The organism is Catenulispora rubra, from assembly GCF_015356825.1.
In the GTDB taxonomy this organism is placed as follows: Bacteria; Actinomycetota; Actinomycetes; order Streptomycetales; family Catenulisporaceae; genus Catenulispora; species Catenulispora rubra.
In genome coordinates, this window is sequence record NZ_JAACYW010000079.1 from 1 (window position 1) to 24,749 (window position 24,749).

The following is a 24,749-nucleotide window of genomic DNA, read 5'->3' on the forward strand; positions in this document are numbered from 1 at the left end:
GTGCTCGGGGTGGTGCTCGGGGTGGTGCTGGGCGTGCTGCTCGACGAGGTCGGGGGCGGACCGCTCTGGAACTGGGAGAAGAAGTTCCAGACCACTCCCGATGTCCAGGTATGCCAGCCGTCGCCGGTACTGCCGTCGATGGGTCCGGGATCGTGCCCGGCACCGTCGAACGCGGCCCAGACGACCGGATACCCCGACAGGCATCCGCTGTACGCGGTGACGATGTGCGTCAGGCTGCCGTACGCCGGCTCCGGCGGATTCTGCGGTGTGCACTGGTTGTTCCGCACGAACGTGTCACGCAACGCCCGACCGTTCGCGATCGGCAGCACGTTGTCCCGGATGCCGTGCAACCCGATGTAGGCCACCGGCTGCGTACCGCCGCTGCACCCGCTCAGGTTCGCGCCGGAGTACACCGCGACCGCGCGGAAGACGGCCGGCCGCGCACACGCCAGCGCGTACGTCATCGAGCCGCCGTAGCTGAAGCCGGAGGAGAAGACCTGTCCGGTGTCGATGCAGAGCCCTGACTCGAACTGGATGAGCATGTCGTCGACGAACGTCACGTCCTGACCGCCCGGGTTGGCCCAGCCGTTGTTGTTGCCCTGCGGTGCGACGAAGATCGTGCCGTTCCCGGCGGCGTCGGCCAGCTTCCGCAGACCGTAGTATGACCAGTTGTAGCCGTCGGTCCCCCCGGAGTCGACATCGTTCATCGTCCCGCCGACCCAGTGCAGCCCGAAGACCAACCGGTAGGGATGGCCACTGTCGTAGCCGCTGGGCAGCCGCAGGATGTAACTGCGGGTCTGACCACTGCTTTGTATCGTGTGCGTACCACTGGCCAGCGTCGGGGCCTTGCCGCACCCGGAGGACGCCCCGGCCGCGACGGCGTTCGGCGACGCCGCGGCGGTACTGAGGCTTCCGTAGGTCACCAGGGCACTGATGAGGGCCACCACCAGCACCGCTAGCCCGGCGGGCCCGAAGAGGGCTCTGCGCTTCTTCATTTCTCACACTCCATCGAACCGATTCGTGGCGGGAGTTCGAGGGGGATGGTATGACCCTGATAAACAAGGGTCAATCGATGTTTCGTACTCTTCTCATCGCCTCGCATTCAAGACGGTGATCTGACCTGCCTTATCCAACGCCGCCGCCGAGATCGGGCGCTCCGCGCTCGTGAAAGTTTCGTATCTATTGCATCCCGTCGCCACCTCGCGGAGAATCGCAGTACCCGGAGATCATTAGCCTGACAACCAAGGAGGCCCCGGATGTCCCCGAACAGCCGCCCGACCACGGCGCAACGCCTGTGGCGCGGCGTCCTGGCCGTAGCCCTGAGCCTGGCCGCCGGCCCGCTGATGGTGTTCTCCGTCGCGGCGCCGCACGCCCAGGCGCTCGGCAACAACCTGGCGCTGACGCCGCAGATGGGGTTCAACGACTGGAACGCCTACGGCTGCAACGTCTCCGAGTCCCTGATCAAGTCCACGGCGCAGGCCATGCACACCGACGGCATGCAGGCGGCCGGCTACCAGTACGTCAACATCGACGACTGCTGGCTCACCCACAACCGCGACTCCTCCGGACACCTCGTCCCGGACCCCGCCAAGTTTCCCGACGGGATCTCCGGCACCGCCGCCTACGTCCACTCCCTGGGCCTGAAGCTAGGCATCTACGAGGATGCCGGCACCATGACCTGCGCCGGCTTCCCGGGCAGCCTCGGCCACGAACAGACCGACGCGAACTCCTTCGCCGCCTGGGGCGTGGACTACCTCAAGTACGACAACTGCTACTCCGACGGCGTCAACCAGACCAGCAACGGCGGGCCCAGCGCCCAGAGCCGCTACACCACGATGCGCGACGCGCTGGCCGCCACCGGCCGGCCGATCCTGTTCAGCCTGTGCGACTGGGGCTTCCAGAACCCGTGGACCTGGGGCGCCGGCGTCGGGAACTCCTGGCGCACCACCGGCGACATCAACGCCAGCTTCGGCAGCATGCTCTCGATCTTCCACAGCAACGTGGGCCTGGCCTCCTACGCCGGCCCCGGCGCCTGGAACGACCCGGACATGCTGGAGATCGGCAACGGCATGTCCGCCACCGAGGACCGCAGCGAATTCAGCCTGTGGTCGGAGATGGCCGCTCCCCTGATCTCCGGCACCAACGTCGCCAACGCCAGCTCCACGACGCTGAGCACCCTGACCAACTCCCGCGTGATCGCGGTCGACCAGGACTCCCTCGGGAAGCAGGGCACTGAGGTCTCCTCCTCCGGCGGCCTGGACGTGCTGGCCAAGCCGCTGGCCAACGGCGACGTCTCCGTCACGCTGTTCAACGAGAACAGCGGCACCGCCACCATCTCCACCTCGGTCGCGGCGATCGGCAAGACCGGCGCGAGCAGCTACACGCTGACCGACCTGTGGAGCGGCGCGACGTCGACGACCACCGGCGCGATCAGCGCCTCGGTCCCCGGACACGGAACCGTCATGCTCCGGGTCGCCGGCGGCACCAGCGGCGGAGGCGGCGGATCGGGCGCCGGTGAGGTGCATGCCGTCGGCGCCGGCAAGTGCCTGAACGTGCCGAACAGCTCCACCACCGGCGGCACGCAGCTGGACATCAACGCCTGCTCCGGCGCCGCGAACCAGGTCTTCACGCACACCGCCGGCAACCAGCTGGCGGTCTACTCCGGCAGCGGCCAGATGTGCCTGGACGCCAACAACCAGGGCACCAGTCCGGGCACCAAGGTGATCATCTGGTCCTGCAACGGACAGACGAACCAGCAGTGGCTCGTCAACGGCAACGGCACCATCACCGGGGTGCAGTCCGGGCTGTGCCTGGACGTCGCGGGGGCCGGCACCGCCGCCGGGACGCTCGTGCAGCTGTGGACGTGCAACGGCCAGAGCAACCAGCAGTGGACGCTCAGCTGAGCCTGTGACGTTCACCGGCGGTCGGCCGGGCTGGCAGCAGCCCGGCCGACCGCCGATCCGTCAGGAGGCGGACACCCAGTAGTTGTTCACCTGGAAGTTCATGCCGCCGCTCGAAGAGGTGATCTCCCAGCCGAACTGCACGTTGCCGAGCGTGACGTTGCCGATCCAGTGCTCGGAGTTCTCCAGCCACTTCAGGACGGCGAGGATGTCGACCGTGCCGGAGGTGGAGTAGCCGGTGTTCAGGAAGGAGTAGACGTTGTTGGAGCCGTTCCAGCCCTTGTAGACGTTGAAGTTGTAGCCGCCGACCGAGACGTTGGTGACGTAGGAGCCGATCGGACCGATCGCGCCGGTCTTGTTGAGCCACACCATGATCTCGTCCGCGTTCGACGAGTCCCAGATGTCGTACGCGCTCTCGAAGGCGCCGGAGGACGGCACCGAGACGGAGTACCCGGACGTGACGGAGTGCAGCGAGTTGATCGGCGTGCCGACCCACTTGCTGACGTTGGGGTAGGACTTGATGCCGCCGGTGTTCGGCTGGTTCGACCACACGCCCCAGTTGCCGGCGGAGTTCGCCCAGATCGTCTGCGGCCCCGCGCCGCCGCCCCACACGTCGTTGTAGAGCGTGTAGCCGTTGGTGTTCCACGACGCGAACTTGTCCGAGGAGGACCACGTGGCGGCCTGCGCGGGCCCGGCCGCCAGCGCGACGGCCGCCACCGCGGCGGGCACCGCGGTGAGGACGAGCACGCTCCGGCGCTTGAACGTGGGGAGGAGTTTTGCCATGGCGAAGCCTCCGGTCCGGAAAGTGGTGCGGATGAAAGTCGAAGCGCTTCGAATAATCAGGCTGTTACATCCATGAGTCAAGACACTCATGAAGGATGCGCCGGTAAAGAATCAGTCATCGAACAGCAACCACGCGTTCGACGAAAGTGGTCGAAGCGCTTCGACTACAACGTCGGCGACAACCCGGCTTCGATGCGCGCCGCCAGGCTCCGCGCCGCCTCCGAATCCGGGCCCGGCTGCGGGCCCGGCTGCGGGACGAAGATCGCGTCACGCTAGTAGCGCAGCTCTGCGATCGAGTCGCGGATATCGCCCAGGGCCCGGTGATTGCCGGTCCGCTTCGGGGAGTTGGCGCGGGCCCGCGGGTACCAGCGGCGCGCCAGCTCGCCCACCGAGGTGACGTCCACGATCCGGTAGTGCAGATACTCATTCGGCTTCGAACATTGCGACGACTGGTCAGACAGCTGCTTCCGAGCGCCGAGCGAGGATTTCGGCCACGGTCTCGACCACGGTCTGCTCGGAGGTGTCCAGCCACAGGCCGATGTGTGGGGTGTGGCGGCGGAGCTGGTCGTCCAGGGCCGCGATGTCCAGGTCGCCCGGGCGGTAGGCGACCTTGCCGCGGGCTGTTTGCCTGGCCTGGTCTCGTCTTCGAACCGCATCGGGTCGCGGGGCTAGGACCACCACGTGGCAGGGCCGGGTACGGATCGCGGCGACCGTCTCGGGCAGGTGGATGCCGAGGATGATGTCCTGGAGGACGACCGTGAACCCGGCGTCGGCGTACGCGTCGGTGGTCGACGCGGCGAGGGCGTGGCGCAGCCGGAGCTGGCGGACCGCCTCGGGCGGCGGATCGGCGGGGCCCATCTCCGCGCGGCCGTTGACCACCATGCGGCGGAACACGTCGCCGCGCACGTGGGCCGAGGGCTCCAAGCGCTCGGCGAGGGCCTGCGCGATCGTCGACTTGCCCGATGCCTGGATGCCGGTGACGACGAAGACCTCAGCCATCGTTGAGCCGCCCCGAGCGGAACGCGCTGACCTCGAACCCGCCGGCCGCGAACCCCGCCGCCTCAACGGCCTCCCGCACTCCGGCCAGCGCCGCGACGGCCTGGACGTCGGCGGCGGGCACCTCGACGCGCGCCGCCGTGCCGAGGTCGCGCACCCGCAGGTCGGTGACCGGGATGTGGGCCTGCGCCAGCACGGCGCGCAGTGCGGTCTCCGCGCGGTCGACGCGCGCCAAGCGGTGCGGCGTGACCTCGATGCCGTGGCGGATGCGGCTGGCCAGGCACGGGGTGGCGGATTTGTCCCACGTGGGCAGCGACCAGGCGCGGCTGATCTCGCGCACCTCGGCCTTGGTGAGCCCGGCCTCCAACAGCGGCGTGCGGATCCCGCGCTCGCGGCCGGCGGCGATCCCCGGGCGGAACGGGTCTGCGGCGTCGTCGGCGTTGGTGCCGGTGGCGACCCGGTCGAAGCCGTGCTCGGCGGCGAGGGCGACGATGGTGTCCAGGACCTCGGACTTGCAGAAGTAGCAACGGTCCTGGCCGTTGGCGCGGTAGCCGGCGCTGCGCAGCTCGTGGGTCCGCGGTGTCAAGTGCTCAACACCCTGCGATGCGGCGAACGCGCGCGCCGGATCGAGCTCCCCGGACGCGAGACTCTCCGAGACCGCGGTGACAGCCAGAACGTCACCGGGCCCCAGCGCCCGCGCAGCAGCGGCGAGTACGAGGGCTGAGTCGGCGCCGCCGGAGTAGGCGACCGCGAGGCGGCCGTAGCCGCGGACGATGTCGAGCAGTATTTCTGCAGCAGTCACGCGGCACTCCCGATCTGAACGGTCTCCGACCACCGCCGCAGCACCATGCGATCACCGCTGCTGCGGCGGAGGCCAAGAGCACCTGTCTCGACGAACAGCAACTTCTGCAGCGCGTCGCAGTCCTGTGGCCGGACCAGCAGGTGCAGGACGTGGCCGAGCCGGCCCTTCCTCATAACCGCCGGAGTCGCCCACGCGTCAAGCGCCCCGGCTTCCAGCGAGCGCGCGATGACGTGGCCGAGGACCTCGCCGTTGACGTCGTCCAGGTTGGTCTCCAACACGGTCACGATCTCACCGTCGCCACCACCACCGCGCCGCTCGCCGAGGGTCACCGCGACGACGTTCGGCCGGTCGGCGAGGCTGCGCGTGCCCGCGCCGTATCCGGTGGCGCGCACCGTCATCGCCGGAACCGGATCGAAGCGCGCGTTGAGCGCACGCAGCAGCGCCGCGCCGGTCGGGGTCACGGTCTCGCCGGGGATGTCGGTCCCGATGACCGCGGCCCCGGTGAGCAGAGCCAGCGTCGCCGGAGCAGGCGCCGGGATCAGGCCGTGCGCGCTCCGCACGCGGCCCGTGCCCAGCGGGAGCGGCGCGCACACGACGTCGTCGACGCCGAGCGCGTGCATCGCCGCCGCGACGCCGACGACGTCCACGACCGTGTCGTGCCCGCCGAGTTCGTGCAGGTGCACGGAGGCCGGATCGGCGTCGTGGATGCGCGCTTCGACCTCTGCGATCGCCTGCAACGCGGCGACGGCGCGCGCCGCGACCGGCTGCGGCACGGCCGCCGAGGCCAGCGCGATGAGCTCGGCGGCGCGGCGCTCGCTCGCGTGGTCGGTGACCCGGACGTGGACGCGGGTGGCGGCCAGGCCGTGGTCGGTGACGCGCTCGGCGGCCAGGTCCCAGCCGGTCAGCCCGGTGGCCGCGATGGCGGCCCGGACCGGCTCGATCGGGGCGCCGGCGTCGAGCAGCGCGGCGAGCAGCATGTCGCCGGCCAGGCCGGTGAACGGGTTGATCCAGCAGATCACCGGCGGTCCTCCACGGATCTCACGACGACGTGCCCGCGAGGTAGGGAATGGTCTGCGGACCTTCCGGCAGCACGCACAGCCGCGCACCCGCTCCGGCGCGCGCCAGCGCTTCGGCGACCGTGGCGGATATATCAGCGGTCTGTTCCAGGTGCGCGGTCGCGAGATCGGCGTCGCTGAGATGGGAGGTGTGCATCACGACGCGGCTCCCCGACTGGATGCGCGCCTGGATCTGCACCTGCCACTGGTCGGGCACCGTCTCGGGCCGGGCGCTGATGGCGTCGAGCAGCGCGCGCGGCGACGCCGCCGAGGCCAGGACCTCGCGGTAGGAGCCGTGGTCGGGGAAGCCGTCGCGGCACTCGGCGGCGCAGACGATCATCCCGCCCGGCTTGACCACCTGATACGCCGCGGACATGCCCTTCACGGCCTGGTAGAGGTTCTGGTCCAGCGGGAAGCCAGAGTTGGTGGTGACCACGACGTCGAACGGCGCCTCGACCGCCCGCATCGCGGTCCGGCGTGCGAGCGCGGTGGCCGCGGCGTGCATCGGCAGCAGGTCGCCGCCGAAGGCCGCGACGATGTCCTGCTCGCGGTTGAGGACCACGTCGAAGGCGAAGGTCACGCCGGTGGCCTCGGCGATGGCGCGCACGTCGTCGTGGACCGGATTGCCCTGGACGACGCCCCAGGTGGCGCGGGGGTCGCCGATGCGCGAGGCGTCGTGCAGGACCAGGACGGTCTCCAGCGCGGCCAGCCCCGGGGCGACCAGCTTGGGCCCGCCGGAGAACCCGGCGAAGAAGTGCGGCTCGACGAAGCCGGTGGTGATCCGGACGTCCGCTTCGGTCCATTCCCGGTTCAGCCACACCGGGACGCCGGCGCCGAAGGTGCCCGTCCAGGCCAGCTGCCCCGGATCGCGGGCGTCGTGGTTGACGATCCGGACGCTGTCCACGACCTCGTCCCCGAACATCCGCCGCAGCTCGGCCTCGCTGTTGCCGCGGTGGGTGCCGGTGGCGACCAGGATCACCACGTCTTCGAGCCGGACCACACCGTCCAGTTCGGCGAGGATCGCGGGGATCATCAGGTGGCGAGGCTGCGGGCGGGTGCCGTCGCAGGCGGAGATGGCGACGGTCTGGCCGCGACGCACGCGCTCGCGCAGGGGCGGTCCGGCGACCGGGTTACGCAGCGCGTCTGTGAGAACTGCCGTCTGGTCGGCCGCCGCCTGGTGGTGGACGGGTTCGACGACGGTGGTGACCGCCGGATCGACGTCGATGTCGAGGCCTGATTCGCCGTACGCGAGGCGGACTTTCATGCCGACACCTCAGGCACAGCCACGGCTAAAGATGATGTGGACAGGTGGTTGAGCACGAAAGTCAGCTCCGGTTGTACGCGCACGGTATCGATTGTGACAGGGAGCTGATGCGGCACGGCGAGCAGGTCGCAGACCGGGCCCGCCTCGGCGACCGCGCGCGGGCCCCGGATGCGTCGAGCCTCACGCCTCGTCCTCGTCCTGGTGGTCGAAGAGGTGGTCGTGGAACCACTTCTCCGTCGCGCTGATGTGCATGAGCGCGGCGGCCTGGGCCAGCGCCGCGTCGCCGGCGGCGAGGGCGTCGTAGATGGCCTGGTGTTCGGCGATGGTGCGGTCGGCGACGGCGTCGTCGACCATGCCGCGCCAGACCCGGGCCTGCACGGTGCGGCTGGAGATGCCCTCCAGCAGGGAGGTGAGGGTCTGGTTGCCGGTCGCGGCGCACACGGCGCGGTGGAACGCGGCGTCGTGCCGGTTGAGCAGTTCCACGTCGTCCTTGGCCGCGCGCATCGCCGCCAGATGGCCCGCCACCTCGCCGAGCTCCGCGGCGGTGATCCGCCCGGCGGCCACGCCGGTGGCGACCGGCTCGAAGAGCCTGCGCACCTCGGCCAGCTCCAGCTGGGTGTCGCCCTGCAGCAGCTCGAAGGCCGCGCCGAGCCCTTCGAGCAGGACCGCCGGCTCCAGGCTGGTCACATACGTCCCATCACCGCGCCGGATCTCCAGCACCCGTGCGACCACCAGCGCCTTGACCGCCTCGCGCGTCAGGTTCCGGGACAGCCCCAGCTCCGAGGCGAGCTGCTGCTCCGGAGGAAGCCGCGATCCGGGCGGCAGCTCGCCGGACACGATGAGCTCCCGGATGCGGGTGATCGCTTTGTCGGACAGGGACATGAGCGGCAGCGTAACAGAGACATCCCATGTCTTCCCGCCTGGAGCGCCCACCGGATCGAGCGACCCTAGTCAGGCAGAACGACGGACCAGTTCGTGGGACTGCCGACATTCATCGTGCTCGGCATGTCCGAGGTCAGGGCGGGGAATCCAGCGCGCGCTCGCGCCGTCAGCGCCTCGGGGCTCAGCGCGAGGACAGCCTCTTTCTCCTCGGCGACGGGGGCGAGCGTGGCGAACAGGCCGGAGAAGTCCTTGTTCGGTCCGATCATCGTGATCACATCGCCATTGGCCGCCTTGACGCCGATCACCGCACCGCCCAAACGCTTCATCTCGGCCAGCGACTCCTTCACGGAATACCGCGCCTCAACGACCGTCACACCGATCCCCAGGGCCCTGACACGCTCCAACTCGGCCTCGACCTCCGCAGGAACCGAGCCCTTCCACCGCACGATGATCGCCCGATTCGGCGTGTCCAAAGAGACTGCGGCGAAACCCGAGTCAGGATCCTTATCGGCCAGCGCGTGGATCCGATCCGCAGCCTGCGACAACGGCACCTGATCCGCCATCCGCTTCATGACCTCCGGAGTCAGCCCCGGGGTTTTCCATTCGTCCACGTCCGCTTCAGCCCCCTACGTTCTGTAGCCGCCGCACCGCTGAAACTTTCATCGAAGCCCGAGAAACAGCATGCTCAAGACCTGCGAGCCACGCCAGAGACCCCGCTGACCCGTTGACTCCGCCCGAAGCGCACAGGAGATTGCGGACACCGACCCTTCCACCAATGAGGAATCATGCTGTCCAGAACCGGGAAACTCCTGCTCGCCGCAGGTCTCACCGTATCGGCCGTCGCCCTGGGCCCGGCTGCCACCGCCTCGGTCGCGGCGAGCCCGGCCGCGGCGGCAGCGCCCGCCGCGAGCACCGGCCACACGCTGCGGCCGGGCACCCGCTTCGCGGTCACGCCCGACAACGAGGCCGAGCGCCAGGCACTGACCGACCTGCGCCAGGGGGACTTCACCGACGCCGCGGCCATGGCGAAGCTGGCCAGCTGGCCGGAGGCGACCTGGTTCACCGGCGGCACCCCGGACCAGGTGCGCAGCCAGGTCCGGGCGGCCGTCCGGACCGCCGCGGCCGAGCGGGCCGTCCCGGTGCTGGTCGCCTACGACATCCCGCTGCGCGACTGTAGCCAGTACTCCTCCGGCGGCGCGGCGTCCGACGCCGCCTACCAGCAGTGGATATCAGCGTTCGCACAAGGCGTCGGCTCCAGCCGGGCCGTGGTGGTCGTCGAGCCCGACGCGCTGGCGAACCTGCCCTCGGACTGCAGCGCCACCATCGACCCGACCGGGACCCTGACCGCCGGGCGCATCGCCGACATCAACTACGCCGTATCAGCGCTCGAAGCCAAGCCGCAGACCGTCGTCTACCTCGACGCCGGGAACAGCCAGTGGCACTCCGTCGGGGACATGGCGCACCGCCTGATCCAGGCCGGCGTCGGCCAGGCCCAGGGCTTCTTCCTGAACGTCTCCAACTACCAGCCGACCGACCAGACCGACCACTACGGCACGTGGATCTCCCAGTGCCTGTGGTTCGCCACCGACGGCCCGGCCTGGGCGGCCGGACACACCGACTACTGCGCCAGCCAGTACTACTCCTCAGCCGCGCCGAACGACGGCAAGCCCGGCGACGCGGTGTCCCCGACCGACCCGAGCACCTGGCACTGGACCGACGCCTGGTTCACCCAGAACGTCGGCACGCCCCCGCCCGCGCAGCTGACCCACTTCGTCGCGGACACCAGCCGCAACGGCCGGGGCGCCTGGACCCCGACGCCGGGCAAGTACACCGGCGACCCGCAGGTCTGGTGCAACCCGCCGGGCCGCGGCATCGGCGCCGAACCCACCGCCGCCACCGGCGTCGCGCTCGTCGACGCCTACCTCTACATCAAGACCATCGGCGAGTCCGACGGCAGCTGCACCCGCGGCACCGCAGGACCCGGCGACCCCGAATACGGCGGCACGGTCGACCCGGCGGCCGGCGCCTGGTGGCCCGCGCAGGCGCTCACCCTCGCCGAGAACGCGGTGCCGGCGCTGACCTTCAATCCCCGCCTGTTCTCCTGACCCGGCTCGGCGCGGTCGGCCGCAGGAACGCCGGCCGCGCCGACGGCCGCGGGGCAGGGCCCGTACTCCCCCGCAGCGAGATCGGCGGCACGAACAGCCGGTGCCGCGCGGGGGCGTCCGGGTCGGCGATGCGCTCGGTGAGCAGATCCATCGCGACGGCGCCCATCTCCATCGACGGCACATCGGCCGCGGTCAGCGCCGGGTGGAACTCCTCAGCCCACTGATCCGCCGCGACCCCGGCGATGGAGAACGTCCTCGGGATCTCGTGGCCGGCCCGCTCCAGCCCGCGCTGGACGCCCGGCAGCGCCGCCTCGTTGACGGTGACGATCGCGGTCGTCCCGGGCCGCGCGGCCAGGATCTCCGCCACGCAGCGCTCGCCCCCCGCGACATCGTCCTCGCAGCAGAACTCTGATCCGCTAACCTCGCGCCGGTCGACCGCCGCGGCGAACCCCTCCTGCGCCCGCCGCCCGGGACCGTAGCCGGCCGCCACCATGCCGGCCGGCCGGTTGACCAGCGCGAGGTGCCGGTGGCCGAGGTCGACGAGGTGGTCGACGCACTCGCCGACCAGGCTCGCGTAGTCCTCGTCGACCCACCACGTCCCGTCCGGTTCGGCGATTCGGCCGATGGTCACGAACGGCATCCCGGTCTGCGCGAGGCGGTCGACGCGCGGATCCTCCAGCCGGATCTCCATCAGGATCACGCCGTCCACGCGCCGCCCGCCGACCAGCCGCTCGAACGAGCCGTCGTGGTCGCCGCCGGACGGCGAGAGCAGCACGTCGAGGTCGACCAGCGCCGCGGCCTCCACGACGCTGGCGACGAAGCCCAGCTGCATCGACGTCAGCCGGGCGCCGGCCGGCGGGATCACCAGACCCACCGTGCGGGTCCGTCCCTCCTTCAGCGCGCGGGCCGTGGCGCTGGGGCGGTAGTCGAGCTCGTCGATGACCGCCTGGATGCGCCGCCGGGTCTCCTCCGAGACCGGCCGCTTGCCGCTGAGCGCGTACGACACCGTGCTGCGCGCCACCCCCGAGCGGCGCGCTATCTCTCCGATGTTCATGGTCCTCCGCGGTCGACACACCTCGAACCGATCACTGGTCCGAAGTCTACGGCCGCCACAAGGATCTCAACGGGCCGTGAAGTCCTGGTTGCCTCCGGAGGTGTTCTTGCACTGCCACTGGTCGAGTTGCTGGCCCAGGTTGTTGCCGGCACCGTAGACGTCCAGGCACAGACCGCTGGCCTGGTTCCGGAACGAGTAGCCGCCGTCGGACTGCTGGACGGGGAGCCACAAGCTGCTCGCCGCGCGGTTCGGCACCTGCTGCACGATGTCGGGCTGACCAGCGGTCGTGGAGCCGCCGGACACCGTCACGTCGTCGCCGGAGTTCTGGGCCTGAAGCTCGCCGTAGCCGCCGGACACCGGCACGAACTGGAACTGCTGGTTGGTCTGGCCGTTGCAGGTCCACTGGTCGATCGCGGCTCCGGCCGCCCCGGTGGCGCCGTAGACGTCCAGGCAGAGGCTGTCGTTTCCGATGACCAGGTGGTGATAGCCGGTCGGGAACCCGGTCGTCTGGCCCTGCCCGATCTTCCACTCGTCGGAGCCTGCGGTGGTGCAGGCGGTCTGGACGATCCCCACGCCGCCGGCGGTACTGCCTCCGTTCGGAGCTACACACTGCCCCGAATTCTGTGCCACCACCTGGTAGACGCCGGTCCCCACCGCATGGAGCGCGAACTGTTCGTCGGTGCCGTAGGTACACGGGCTCTGAGTCACCGTCGTCCCCGCCGCCACGCAGTCGCCGGGCGTCATCGGACGGATGTAGTACGTGCTGCTGCCCGCCGACGTCGGGACGAACTGGAACTGCTGATCGGCCCCCGTCCGGCACGAGCCCTGATCGAACTGCGCGGAAGCCACGGTGGTGAAAGCGGGGTTCTCCATGCACAGGTTGTCGCCCTGGTTCACCACGCTGCTGCTGAACCCCTGCGCGAAACCGGGCAGCAGGTAGACCGCGAACGCGTCGTGCGAGGCCTGGAAGCTGAAGGGCAACGTCACCGACCCGCCGGAAACGCTGACGACCTGATCCGACACCACCTGCGGCGCGGTGAGCGCGGCCTGGTCCGGGATCCGGTAGACGACGGCTTCGACCGTGCCGTTGTTCGCCAGCCAGGGCACCGACGACAACCCGTTGAACGTCACCGACGCAGAACCGGTGTAGCCGTTCGAATCCCCGACGACGGCCACCGCGCGCCGACGGGCACTGTCCTCCGACGCTGAGATCGCCGTGGATCCGACCTGGCCGGAGGTGGAGACCAGGGAACCGGTCATGTCGGCGTAGGCCCTCATGGTCCACCAGTTGCCGGTGTACGCGGCGCCGCCGCTCGCGTTCGGATCGATGACCCCGGTCAGGTTCGGCGAGATGCAGCACTGCCAGTTGCCGCGCATCGCGTTGGTGTATCCGGACTGCGCGAACCGCGCCAGATACCAAGCCGTCACTCCGGCGGTCTGCCGGTCAGAAGGCTGATATTCGTTGGCTGACAACGGGATCGGGTTGAGCCCGGCCGATGAGATCGCGCCGTTGAGGGACTGGGAGACCGTGACCGGATCGTCCACGTCCCCCTCGTCGTGGTTGGTGATCATGTCCGGCACGGTCCCGGCGGCCTTCACGTGCGCCAGCCACGTCTGCCACTGGGCCGACCGGCTCTGCGGCGTGTAGGCGAACGACGGCCCGACGATCTGCGCGCTGGGCGCGATCCGCCGGATCTCCCGATACGCGGTGTCCCACATCTGGAAGTACTGCGCGCTGTTCACACCGCGCGTCCAGAAGACCGAGATGTCCGGCTCGTTGTCGATGTCGTAGGCGAATTTCACACCGGAGGCCTGCAACGCCCCGACCGTCGAGTCGATGAACGAGACCCAGTTCGAGCAGTCGCCGTTGTCGCACGGGTAGGTCGTGTTCGAGGGCTGGCCGCCGTTCAGCCCGTACATGTCCGTGACCAGCACCTGGTACTGCGCGTGGTACGGGGGTTGGGTGAGCCGGCGCGCCTGCGCGATGATCGAGGCGACGTCGGCCTGGCTGGCGGAGCCGTACTTGTAGCCGTCCTTGATCCAGCCGCCCGAATACCAGCCGCCGCCCCGGTGCGCCGTGACGCCGAGCGGCTGCAGGTACTGGTCGGCCGGTTGGGTGCCGTCGACGGTCAGGCCGTAGAGGAAGCCCTCCCCCACGCCGGTGGCCGGGCCGGTCGGAGCCGCGAGGTTCACGCTCAGCGCCGGGTCCGCCGCGGCCTGCCCGCGCGCCGCGGAGAACGACGGGACCGCCAACGCCAACACCACGGCGGCCGCCATCGCGATCCGCCTCATGCTTGATCGAACTCTCATCCGACACTCCCTGGTCGAATCGATTCGCGCGCCCGGCCACGAAAGGGCCGGGCGCGCTCACGCAGATCTGGCGAAAGGTCCTAGCCGAGGGTCCATTGCTGGTTGCTCTGGCCGTTGCAGGTCCAGAGCTGGACCAGGGTGCCGTTGGCGGTTCCGGCTCCGCTCACATCAAGGCAGAGTCCTGACTGCACGCCGGTGATGGTGCCGTTGGAGTTGAGGGTCCACTGCTGGTTCGTCTGGCCGTTGCAGGACCACACGATCGCCTTGGTGCCGTTGGTGGTGCCCTTGTTGTTGGCGTCCAGGCACAGGGTGCTGCCACCGACCGTGATGGTCAGCTCGTTCGAGGAGTTGTGCGTCCAGGTCTGGTTGGCCTGGCCGTTGCAGCTGTAGATCTGCTGCTGGGTGCCCAGCGTGGTGGTCGAGTTCGGGTCGTCCAGACATTTGCCTGCACCCACCGCGTGCAGCGCGGAGCCGTTCGGCGGCGGAGGAGTGGTGCCGCCGCCCAGGGCGGTCGCCGTGGCGCTGTAAGCGGGCTTGGGCTGGTCGTTCTGGTCGTACATGGTGGCCGCACCGTAGCCGGGGAAGGCGCCCGGGATCCAGGAGTGCGCGTCGTCCACGCCCCACTGCGAGACGCCGACGCAGCGGCTGACGGCGAGGCAGTCCTTGACCACGGTCGAGTAGTCGTTGGCCTGCTGTTGCAGGCTCGACGAGCCGGCCGGGAGCTGGATGCGGTCATCGAGCTCGGTGACCGCGACGTCCAGGCCGAGCGCCGCGAAGCGCTGCATGTTCGCCTGCATGCTGGACGGCACCTGCCCGACGATGAAGTGGCTCTCCAAGCCGATGCCGTTCAGCGGCACGCCCTGCGCCAGCAACGACTTCGCCAGGTTGTACATGCCGTCGCTCTTGGCGTTCTCGCCCTCGATGTTGTAGTCGTTCAGGTAGAGCTTGGCGTTCGGGTCGGCGGCGTGCGCCGTGCGGATCGCATCAGCGATGTAGCCGGTGCCCATGGCGTTGTAGAAGACGTCCTGACGGAGGCTGCCGTCCTCGTTGAAGGGCTCGTTGACGACGTCCCAGGCGTAGACCTTGCCCTTGTAGTGCGTCGCCTCGGTCGTGACGTGCGCTTCCATGACGCCCTGGACCTGGTTCGACGGCAGGCCCGACACCCACCCGGGCAGCTGGCTGTGCCAGACGAGGTTGTGGCCGCGCACGCGGGCGTTGTGGCTCTGTGCCCAGGAGACGATCTGGTCGCCGGGCCCGAAGTTGTAGGAGCCGTTCGACGGCTCGGTGGTGTCCCACTTCATCTCGTTGCCCGGTGTCACCATGTCGAACTGGGCCCCGGCGATAGTGATCTCGCCACTGATGTTCAGGTCGCCGTCGGTCAGCGCGGTGCCGAAGTACCGGTTCTGCGCTTCGGCCAGGCTGCGCAGCGATGTCGCCGCGGCGGCCGGCTGGGTTGTGAGGGCCGCCGCGAGGGGGACCGCCAGGACGGCCGCGGCCGCCACGGCGAGACTGCGGGCAAGACTGCGACGTGCCGGGATTCGTTTGTGGATCATTGAGAACTCCGCTGATCGGACATGACTGGGAAGCAGCTCGCGATGATCGGCCCGGCATCCGTGGTGGGCGAAGCTGCGAGTCACACGAAAGCCCGCAACACGCGCCCGTGTCAACAACAATCAGCCAGCGTCGCGAAGCGACTCCATAACGGGTGGTGGTGGGCGACGGGTGGGAGAAAGTTTCGTAGCTCCGCCGAAACAACATGACTGGTCATCAGAGAGCTCTTGACAGAACACGCAACGTGCAGCACCGTCTACCGCCGAGACATCCCCGCTACATCCGCTCTGGCGAGCGATGAACGCGGGCCGAAATGTTAGCGCTAACATTCCGCCGCTTCGGACCGGCAGCCGAAGGCGTCGGAGGGTGGCGCCCTTCATCACCACGAGTCGCGTTCAAGGAGCTCAGATGACACACAGTGCACTGCTGTCCGGTAGACCGCCCGCCCGTCACCGAATGCGAGCGCTAACATTCCTCGCGGCAGCGTTCCTGCTCGTGGTCGGCGTCGTGGCGACCGGGATGGCCAACGCCACCCCGGCCCGCGCGGCGACCACAGGCCCCTGCGACATCTACGCGTCCGGCGGCACCCCCTGCGTGGCCGCGCACAGCACCACCCGTGCGTTGTACGGCGCCTACAACGGCTCGCTGTACCAGGTGCGGCGCTCCTCGGACAACGCCACGACGAACATCGGCGTGCTGAACGCCGGAGGCTTCGCGAACGCCGCCGCGCAGGACTCCTTCTGCGCCAACACGACGTGCGTGATCACCGTCATCTACGACCAGTCCGGGCGGGGCAACAACCTCACCCAGGCGCTCGGCGGCGGCGCGGCACCCGGCGCGGACAACCTGGCGGTCGCGAACGCCGACCCGGTCTCGCTGAGCGGGCACAAGGCGTACGGCGTCTACATCCCGGCCGGTACCGGCTATCGGGACGACTCGACCAACGGTATCGCCACCGGTGACAACCCCGAGGGCGAGTACGCGATCTTCGACGGCACGCACTACAACGGCGGCTGCTGCTTCGACTACGGCAACGCCGAGACCAACAACAACGACGACGGCAACGGCACCATGGAAGCCATCTACTTCGGGAACATCCGGGTCTGGGGCTACGGCTCCGGAAACGGCCCGTGGATCATGGCCGACATGGAGAACGGCCTGTACTCCGGCCAGAACGCCGGCTTCAACGCCAACGACCCGAGCATCTCCGACCGGTTCACCACCGCGATCATCAAGGGCGGCGCGAACCAGTGGGCCATCCGCGGCGGCAACGCGCAGTCCGGAAGCCTGTCCACGTTCTACTCCGGCCCGCGGCCCAACGTCTCCGGCTACAACCCGATGCGTAAGCAGGGCGCCATCATCCTGGGCACCGGCGGCGACAACAGCCGGGGCTCGGACGGCACCTTCTACGAAGGCGTGATGACCTCCGGCTACCCGTCGGACGCCACCGAGAACTCGGTCCAGGCCAACATCGTCGCGGCGGGATACTCCACCGGCGGCACCACTCCTCCGCCGAACGGCACGGCGTTGCACGCGGTCGGCGCGGGCCGGTGCCTGGACGTCCCGAACGCGACCACGACCGGCGGCACCCAGGTGCAGATCTACGACTGCAACGGCCAGAGCAACCAGAGCTTCACCCACACCTCGGGCGGCACGATCACCGTCACCGACTCCGGCACCACCGACTGCCTCGACGCCAACAACAAGGGCACGGCCAACGGCACCAAGGTGATCATCTGGCCCTGCAACGGGCAGACCAACCAGCAGTGGACGTTCAACTCGAACGGCACCATCACCGGGGTTCAGTCGGGACTCTGCCTCGACGTGAGCGGCGCCGGAACCGCCAACGGCACGCTGGTCCAGCTGTGGACCTGCAACGGCCAGAGCAACCAGCAATGGACCCTCAGCTGATCCGGACGATCCGGATCGGCTGGACCAGCTGGACCAGCTGGACCAGCCGACCGCCGCGAGCTCAGCCGAACAAGCGACGCTGGATCTCGCGGCGGTAGTCCTCCAACGTGTTGTCGATGTGGACGGCGGCCGCCTGCGCCGCGGCGTCGGGGTCGCCGTCCCGGATCGCGTGGAAGATCGCGGTGTGCTCGGCGACGGCCTCCGGCGCGTGGCCGCCGACCGTGCCGTGCAGCCCGATGATGCTGGACTGCCGTTGCAGCCGGCGGGCCTCGCGGACCGAGGCGACCAGGAACGCGTTGTGCGACGCGGCGGCGACGCCGAGGTGGAAGTCGTCGTCGCCGCGGTCGAACAGCTCCGTCCGGCCGCTCACGTGGCCCTCCCGGCACAGGTCGGCCGCGGCCTCGATGGCGTGCAGATCGGCCGGGATGGCCCGGGTCGCGGCCAGCCGGGCGGCCTCGGTCTCCTGGATCCGGCGGAACTCGAAGAGCATGTAGACGTGGTCCAGGTCGGTCGGCAGGAAGAAGCCGCCCCAGCCGGCCGAGCCGAGCATCCCCTCGTCGTCGGAGACGTAGAGGCCGCGGCCCTTCTGCGCGCTGACCCGGCCGAGCGCGGAGAGGATCTTGACCGCCTCCCGGACCACGGTCCGGCTGGTGCCCAGCTGCGCCGCCAGCTCGTTCTCGGTCGGCATCCGGTCCCCCGGCCGCAGGCCGGACTCGGCGATGAGCTCCAGGATCCGCTCGGCCGCGAGCTCATAACCCGGCCGGTAGGAACCGCTGCCCGGACCGCCGTCCGCGTCGTGCGAAGTCAGGCTCACCATGCCGGAGAACATACACCTCGATCGAAACATCCACGCGATGTGTATGACTCATAAAATCCGCCGGTCACTCACCACCAGGTGAAGACGGCAGCGTTAAAGAATCTTGACGATAAGCATGCTCATTCTCTTGACGAGGCAGGCTGTTAGGACTCTGATGAGGGTTCAAAGTCAGATACAGATCAAAGTCAGACACATTTCTTCACGTTCTCACAGCGAGGAAGGACCATGATCCCCACCATCCGCCGACGCGGCGGCTCCTCCCGTCCTGCGATCCTGGCGGCCGCCGTCACACTCGCCACGGCCGCCTTCGGCATACCGGCCGTGTCCCACGCCGCCACCGCCGCCACCCTGTACGCCTCCCCCACCGGCAGCGGAACCGCCTGCTCGGCCGCCGCGCCGTGTTCGATCACCCAGGCGCAGTCCTCGGTGCGGTCGATGAACACGAACATGAGCGGCGACATCGTCGTGCAGCTCGCCGGCGGCACCTACCGGCTGTCGGCGCCGCTGGTCTTCAACGCCTCCGACTCCGGCACCAACGGGCACAACGTCATCTGGCAGGCGGCGTCCGGCGCGGCGCCGGTGCTGTCCGGCGGCCAGCAGGTGACCGGCTGGACGCTGCACGACTCCGGCGCGAACATCTGGTCGGCGCCGGTGTCCACCGGGACCGACTCCCGGCAGCTCTACGTGGACGGCGCGCTCGCACCGCGGGCCGCGATCCCGATCTCGCGCAGCGACGTCCAGATCACCGCGAACGGCATGACCATCGTGAACTCGGCCCTGAACTACCTGGCCACGCTGCCGGAGCAGAACCGGATCGAGCTGGAGAGCCAGAACTCGTTCACCGACCGCTTCGCGCCGGTGTCGGGCATCAGCGGGACCACGATCACGATGCAGCAGCCGGCCTGGAACAACAACAACTGGGGATACGACACCCTGGCCAAGCCCTTCGCCGGCGGCCAGGTATACCTGGAGAACTCGTACTCGTTCCTGAAGAACGCCGGGCAGTGGTACCTCGACCCGCAGGCCGGCCAGCTGTACTACAAGGCCGCCGCCGGCCAGTCGCCCGGCAGCCACGACGTCGAGCTTCCGCGGCTGACCTCGCTGATCCAGATGAGCGGCAGCTACAGCACCCCGGTCTCGCACATCGCCTTCCAGGGCCTGGCCTTCGAGCACACCACCTGGCTCGGGCCGGGCAGCTCGATCGGCTACGCGGACCAGCAGACCGGCACGTTCCTGGCCAAGCAGTACAGCCAGCCGTCCGACTTCCTGACCTCCTGCCAGTCCGGCTGCCAGCTGTTCGAGGCCACCCGGAACAGCTGGAACCAGGCGCCGGCGGCGGTCCAGGTCTCGGCCGCGGCGAACATCAGCTTCAGCGGCGACACGTTCACCCACCTCGGCCAGGTCGGGCTCGGCATCGGCAACGACGCGGACGCCGTGGCCTCCGGCGTGGGCCTCGGGGCCGCCTCGGTCACCGTCGACCACAACACCTTCACCGACGACTCCGGCGCCGGGATCGTGGTCGGCGGCGTGGAGCCGGACGCGCATCACCCGTCGAACCCGGCGATGACCGTGCAGAACGTCACGATCACCAACAACCTGGTGACCGGCGTCGCCGAGGACTACAAGGACATGCCGGGCATCCTGTCGACGTACGCCACGCACACCGACATCGAGCACAACGAGGTGTCGAACCTGGCCTACGACGGCATCGACGTCGGCTGGGGCTGGGGCATGAACGACCCCGGCGGCAGCCAGGACTACGTCAACCGCGGCACGTACAACTACCAGCCGATCTACACCACGCCGACGACGCTGAAGAACACCGTCGTCAGCTACAACAAGGTGCACGGGACCAAGAAGGTCTTCCACGACGGCGGCAGCATCTACAACCTGTCCGCCAACCCCGGCGGCGTGATCGACGACAACTACATCTACGACAACCAGAACACCGTCGGGCTGTACCTGGACGAAGGCTCCCGCTACCTGACGCTGACGAACAACGTCGTGCAGGACACCGGGGTGTGGGCGTTCACCAACGCCAACTCGAACAACAACACGAACGACAGCACCTTCTCCTACAACTGGTACAACTCCGGCGCCACGAACGTCGCGACCGGCTCCCCGCACAACAACGTGCTGACCGGGAACACCCAGGTGAGCGGCAGCTGGCCGAGCGCGGCCCAGCAGGTCATCAACAACTCGGGGGTCTCCGGCGGTACCACTCCTCCCCCGCCGACCGGAGGCGCCCTGCACGCCGTCGGCGCGGGCAAGTGCCTGGACGTGCCGAACTCCAGCACCACCGGCGGCACCCAGCTGCAGATCTACGACTGCAACGGCCAGAGCAACCAGAGCTTCACCCACACCTCGGCCGGTGCGCTCACCGTCACCGACTCCGGCACCACCGACTGCCTGGACGCCAACAACAAGGGCACCACCAACGGCACCAAGGTCATCATCTGGACCTGCAACGGCCAGACCAACCAGCAGTGGACCCTCAACTCCAACGGCACCATCACCGGCGTCCAATCAGGACTCTGCCTTGACGTCAGCGGAGCCGGAACCGCCAACGGCACCCTGGTCCAGCTGTGGACCTGCAACGGCCAGAGCAACCAGCAATGGACCCTCAGCTGAGCCCGGATTCGGCGATGCCAGGTCGAATCGATTCGAGAACCGTCACATCTCGGAGGTGAAACAGTGTTCAGATCCATCCTCACAGGAGTCCGCAGACCCCTGCGCCCGGTGCTGATGCTCGCGTTCGCGGCCATCCTGGCCGTGGCCGGGATGCAGGTCGGGGCGACGACGGCGCGCGCCGCGAGCTCGCTGCCCTGCGACGTCTACGCCAGCGGCGGGACGCCCTGCGCCGCCGCGTACAGCACCGTGCGCGCGCTCTACGGCTCGTACAACGGGCCGCTCTACCAGATCCAGCGCTCGTCGGACGGCAGCCACCTGGACGTCGGCCTGCTCGCCGCCGGCGACTACGCCAACGGCGCCGCGCAGGTCTCGTTCTGCGCCAACACCAGCTGCACCATCACCAAGCTCTACGACCAGACCTCGCACCACAACGACATGCCGATCTCCTCGGGCGGGTTCTGGCACGGCCCGGGCCCGAACGGTTCGGACGTCGGCGCGGACGCGATGGCCCTGCCGGAGACCGTGAACGGCCACCAGGTGTTCGGCGTCAAGGTCCATCCCGGCGTCGGCTACCGCATCGACAACACCAATGGCGTGCCCACCGGTTCGCAGCCGGAGGGGGTGTACATGGTCACCTCCTCCAACTACTACAACTCGCAGTGCTGCTTCGACTTCGGCAGCGCCGAGACCGACCACAGCGACGACGGCAACGCGACGATGAACGCCATCGAGTGGGGCAACGCGTGCTGGTTCGGCGGCTGCACCGGGCCGGGGCCGTGGGTGGAGGCCGACCTGGAGAACGGCATGTACAGCACCAACACCGGCCCGAACACGGCGAACAACCCCGGTGTGAACCATCCGTTCGTGACCGCCCTGGAGAAGAACAACGGGACGTCGAACTTCACGCTGAAGAACGGTGACTCGACGACCGGCGGCCTGACGACGACGTATTCGGGGCCGTTGCCCAACAACTATTCGCCGATGAAGGTCCAGCCCGACGTCGAGCTGGGCACCGGCGGCGACAACAGCAACGGCGGCCAGGGCGAGTTCTTCGAGGGCGCCGTCACCACCGGCTTCCCGTCGGACGCGACCGAGAACGCGGTGCAGGCGACCATCACCAGTGCCGGCTACTCGGCGCCGGCCCCGCCGCCCGGCGGCGCGCTGCACGCGGTCGGCGCGGGCAAGTGCCTGGACGTGCCGAACGCGAGCACGACCGGTGGCACGCAGCTACAGATCTATTCGTGCAACGGCCAGAGCAACCAGACGTTCGCCCACACCTCGGGCGGTGCGCTCACGGTCACCGACTCGGGCACCACCGACTGCCTCGATGCCAACAACAAGGGCACCACCAACGGCACCAAGGTCATCATCTGGACGTGCAACGGCCAGACCAATCAGCAGTGGAACCTGAACTCCAACGGCACCATCACCGGGGTTCAGTCAGGGCTCTGCCTGGACGTCGGCGGCGCTTCGACCGCCAACGGCGCCCTGGTCCAACTCTGGGCCTGCAACGGCCAGAGCAACCAGCAATGGACGCTCGGCTGACCTTCTCCCACATACCGCCGGGGCGGCGCTGAGGGAACGCCGCCCCGGCCCCTCGAAGGGACCCCCATGTCCTCCTCGTCTTCCTCCCGCTTCCCCGTCAGCCGTCGCACTCTCCTCACCGCCGGAAGCGCCGGCGCGGCCGCCGCCTTCGGCCTGCTGCGCTTCGCACCCTCGGCCTCGGCGACCACCGGCCCGCAGAGCTACACGGCGTCGTGGTCCTCCGTGGATCAGCACCCGCCGACGCCGGAGTGGTTCCAGGACGCCAAGTTCGGGATCTACTACCACTGGGGCGTGTTCTCCGTCCCGGCTTTCAGCAGCGAGTGGTATCCGCGCAACATGTACAACGCGGGCTCGATCGAGAACCAGCACCACATCGCCACCTACGGGGACCCGTCGGTGTGGCCGTACCACAACTTCATCCTCGGGGCGAACGACAAGGCGGGGAACTACACGAAGTTCGCGCCCAAGCTGACCTCGGCCGGCGGTAACTGGGATCCGAACGCCTGGGCCCAGCTGTTCAAGGCCGCCGGCGCCAAGTTCGCCGGTCCCGTGGCCGAGCACCACGACGGCTACTCGATGTGGAACAGCCAGGCCAACGAGTGGAACTCGGTGAAGACCGGCCCGAACCTGGACCTGGTGAGCCTGCACGCGCAGGCGATCCGCGGGCAGGGGCTGAAGTTCATGACGTCCCTGCACCACGCGTACCACTTCCTCGGCTACTACCAGTACGTTCCGCAGCAGTCGACCGCGACGCTGCAGAAGCTGTACGGGCAGATGGGCTCCACGGCCGAGAACCAGTTGTGGTTCAGCAAGCTGGTCGAGGTGATCAACGGCTACCAGCCGGACATGATCTGGCAGGACTTCGACCTGAACAACGTCCAGGAGTCCGAGCGCCTGGCGTTCCTGGCGTACTACTACAACCAGGCCGTGTCCTGGAACAAGGACGTCGTGGCCACCTACAAGGACGGCTTCGACACCTCCGGCGAGGTCTTCGACTTCGAGCGCGGCGGCCCCGGCGGCCTGCTCACCCCGTACTGGCTCACCGACGACTCGATCTCGTCCTCCAGCTGGTGCTACACCGTCGGCATCGGGTACTACACGACGCAGGCGCTGCTGCACGCGCTGATCGACCGGGTCGCCAAGGGCGGCAACATGCTGCTGAACATCGCCCCGATAGCCGACGGCACGATCCCCTCCGGCCAGCAGACCATCCTGCTCGGCATGGGCGACTGGCTCGGCCGCTTCGGCGAGGCGGTCTACGCGACTCGCGCGTGGAGCTCGTACGGCGAGGGGCCCACGGCGATGGGCGGCGGATCGTTCTCCGGGCCGAAGGCGGGGACCCCGCAGGACGTCCGCTTCACCCGGAGCAAGGACAACACGGTCCTGTATGCCACGGCCTTGGGCTGGCAGGGCGGCACGATGACCGTGAACACGCTGAACTCCAACCAGATCAATCTCAGCACCCTGACCTCCGCGCAGCTGCTGAACAACGCGGCGGGGACGTACGTCAACCTGCCATCGCCGGTTCAGGACGCCAGCGGCCTGCACTTCACGATGCCCTCGTCCAACGCGCCCTTCAACGCCCTGGCCTACACGGTCAAGCTGACGTTCTCCGGCCAGATCCCCACGCTGGGCGCAGGCAGCCTCCCGACCGGCTGGGCGAAGATCGTCAACGCCACCACCGGCCTCGTCCTGGACAGCGGCGGCGGCGTGGCCTCCGGCTCGAACCTGAAGCAGTGGACCTACGACGGCAGCACGAACCTCCAGTGGCAGCTGGTGCCGCTCGGCGGCGGCTACTACCGGATCGTCAACAACACCAACGGCATGGTCGCCGACAGCTGGGGCAACACCGCCAACGGCGCCCCGGCCCGCCAGGCCACCTGGAACGGCGGCAACAACCAGCAGTGGAGCCTGACCGGCGCCGGCAACGGCCGCTACCACATCATCAACCGCGGCACCGGCACCGCACTCGACGGCGCGGGGAGCACGACGGCGGGGTCGACGACGGTCATGTGGAGCCCGAATTCGAGCACGAACAACGAGTGGACGATCGTCGCGGTGTGATCGCGGGAGCAGCGCGACTGCAGTTTGCGCTGGCGGCCGGCGGTATCGGTGTGCACGCCCGCGCACCGGTGCGGCCAGG

At 69.0% G+C, this 24,749-nt stretch carries 18 protein-coding genes and 1 pseudogene; 6 read left to right on the forward strand and 13 right to left on the reverse strand.

Translation table 11 applies throughout. The features are described 5' to 3' along the window. Nucleotides 1-995, reverse strand: a 995-nt coding sequence (locus GWK61_RS22260) for a CE1 family esterase (RefSeq protein WP_194911001.1), incomplete at its 3' end; no start/stop codon positions are given. A 261-nt stretch (nt 996-1,256) separates the two neighbouring features. Between GWK61_RS22260 and GWK61_RS22265 the strand changes: the two genes are divergently transcribed. Continuing rightward, nucleotides 1,257-2,903 carry a glycoside hydrolase family 27 protein gene (locus tag GWK61_RS22265; RefSeq protein WP_194911002.1) on the forward strand — a complete coding sequence of 549 codons (1,647 nt, stop codon included), beginning with the start codon at nt 1,257-1,259 and terminating at the stop codon, nt 2,901-2,903. Nucleotides 2,904-2,963: 60 nt separating this feature from the next. On the opposite strand, the gene GWK61_RS22270 is transcribed toward GWK61_RS22265, so the two are convergent. From GWK61_RS22270 to GWK61_RS22305, 8 genes and pseudogenes are all read right to left on the reverse strand, one after another. After that, entirely contained in the window at nt 2,964-3,683 is a 720-nt protein-coding gene (locus tag GWK61_RS22270; protein WP_194911004.1) for a GH12 family glycosyl hydrolase domain-containing protein, read from the reverse strand. Between the two features lie 164 nt (nt 3,684-3,847). Further along, nucleotides 3,848-4,117: pseudogene (locus tag GWK61_RS60865) on the reverse strand (exonuclease domain-containing protein); the annotation flags it as partial. 19 nt (nt 4,118-4,136) lie between these two features. Next, on the reverse strand, nt 4,137-4,682 hold the full coding sequence (locus tag GWK61_RS22280) for an AAA family ATPase (RefSeq protein WP_194911005.1): 546 nt from the start codon (nt 4,680-4,682) through the stop codon (nt 4,137-4,139). Continuing rightward, nucleotides 4,675-5,481 carry an ATP-dependent sacrificial sulfur transferase LarE gene (gene larE, locus GWK61_RS22285; RefSeq protein ID WP_194911007.1) on the reverse strand — a complete coding sequence of 269 codons (807 nt, stop codon included), beginning with the start codon at nt 5,479-5,481 and terminating at the stop codon, nt 4,675-4,677. The genes GWK61_RS22280 and larE overlap by 8 nt, the downstream gene beginning before the upstream one ends. Next, entirely contained in the window at nt 5,478-6,500 is a 1,023-nt protein-coding gene (gene larC, locus GWK61_RS22290) for a nickel pincer cofactor biosynthesis protein LarC (RefSeq protein ID WP_194911009.1), read from the reverse strand. Before larC ends, larE begins: the two co-directional genes overlap by 4 nt. A 19-nt stretch (nt 6,501-6,519) precedes the next feature. Further along, nucleotides 6,520-7,800 (reverse strand): nickel-dependent lactate racemase, encoded by a 1,281-nt coding sequence (larA, locus tag GWK61_RS22295; protein WP_194911011.1) that lies wholly within the window; start codon nt 7,798-7,800, stop codon nt 6,520-6,522. A 180-nt stretch (nt 7,801-7,980) separates the two neighbouring features. Further along, entirely contained in the window at nt 7,981-8,682 is a 702-nt protein-coding gene (locus tag GWK61_RS22300) for a FadR/GntR family transcriptional regulator (RefSeq protein WP_194911013.1), read from the reverse strand. Nucleotides 8,683-8,747: 65 nt separating this feature from the next. Then, nucleotides 8,748-9,254 carry a hypothetical protein gene (locus GWK61_RS22305; protein WP_194911015.1) on the reverse strand — a complete coding sequence of 169 codons (507 nt, stop codon included), beginning with the start codon at nt 9,252-9,254 and terminating at the stop codon, nt 8,748-8,750. Nucleotides 9,255-9,467: 213 nt separating this feature from the next. On the opposite strand from GWK61_RS22305, the gene GWK61_RS22310 reads away from it, so the two are divergent. Further along, entirely contained in the window at nt 9,468-10,787 is a 1,320-nt protein-coding gene (locus GWK61_RS22310) for a glycoside hydrolase family 6 protein (protein ID WP_194911017.1), read from the forward strand. Here GWK61_RS22310 and GWK61_RS22315 read toward each other — a convergent pair. From GWK61_RS22315 to GWK61_RS22325, 3 genes are all read right to left on the reverse strand, one after another. Beyond that, nucleotides 10,765-11,841, reverse strand: a complete 1,077-nt coding sequence (locus GWK61_RS22315) for a LacI family DNA-binding transcriptional regulator (protein ID WP_194911019.1) — start codon at nt 11,839-11,841, stop codon at nt 10,765-10,767. The two genes, GWK61_RS22310 and GWK61_RS22315, sit on opposite strands and share 23 nt — an antisense overlap. Nucleotides 11,842-11,907: 66 nt before the next feature. Further along, the gene (locus GWK61_RS22320; RefSeq protein WP_228562741.1) at nt 11,908-14,151 is read right to left on the reverse strand and encodes an RICIN domain-containing protein; all 2,244 of its coding nucleotides are present in this window, start codon (nt 14,149-14,151) and stop codon (nt 11,908-11,910) included. An 80-nt stretch (nt 14,152-14,231) separates the two neighbouring features. Continuing rightward, a complete protein-coding gene (locus GWK61_RS22325) occupies nt 14,232-15,704 on the reverse strand; it encodes a glycoside hydrolase family 10 protein (RefSeq protein ID WP_194911021.1) in 1,473 nt (490 codons plus the stop codon). Nucleotides 15,705-16,158: 454 nt separating this feature from the next. Here GWK61_RS22325 and GWK61_RS22330 point away from each other — a divergent pair, with 454 nt between their 5' ends. Then, complete coding sequence (locus GWK61_RS22330) at nt 16,159-17,613, forward strand: arabinofuranosidase catalytic domain-containing protein (protein WP_228562742.1); 1,455 nt, start codon at nt 16,159-16,161, stop codon at nt 17,611-17,613. A gap of 61 nt (nt 17,614-17,674) precedes the next feature. On the opposite strand, the gene GWK61_RS22335 is transcribed toward GWK61_RS22330, so the two are convergent. Beyond that, nucleotides 17,675-18,430, reverse strand: coding sequence for a FadR/GntR family transcriptional regulator (locus tag GWK61_RS22335; protein ID WP_194911023.1), 756 nt, complete (start codon nt 18,428-18,430; stop codon nt 17,675-17,677). Nucleotides 18,431-18,655: 225 nt separating this feature from the next. Here GWK61_RS22335 and GWK61_RS60870 point away from each other — a divergent pair, with 225 nt between their 5' ends. The 3 genes from GWK61_RS60870 to GWK61_RS22350 all read left to right on the forward strand — a co-directional run bounded on the left by GWK61_RS60870 (nt 18,656) and on the right by GWK61_RS22350 (nt 24,670). Next, nucleotides 18,656-21,061 carry an RICIN domain-containing protein gene (locus tag GWK61_RS60870; protein WP_194911024.1) on the forward strand — a complete coding sequence of 802 codons (2,406 nt, stop codon included), beginning with the start codon at nt 18,656-18,658 and terminating at the stop codon, nt 21,059-21,061. A 114-nt stretch (nt 21,062-21,175) separates the two neighbouring features. Then, nucleotides 21,176-22,606, forward strand: coding sequence for an arabinofuranosidase catalytic domain-containing protein (locus tag GWK61_RS22345; protein ID WP_194911035.1), 1,431 nt, complete (start codon nt 21,176-21,178; stop codon nt 22,604-22,606). A gap of 66 nt (nt 22,607-22,672) precedes the next feature. Continuing rightward, complete coding sequence (locus GWK61_RS22350; protein ID WP_194911025.1) at nt 22,673-24,670, forward strand: alpha-L-fucosidase; 1,998 nt, start codon at nt 22,673-22,675, stop codon at nt 24,668-24,670. The last annotated feature ends 79 nt before the right edge of the window (nt 24,671-24,749 follow it).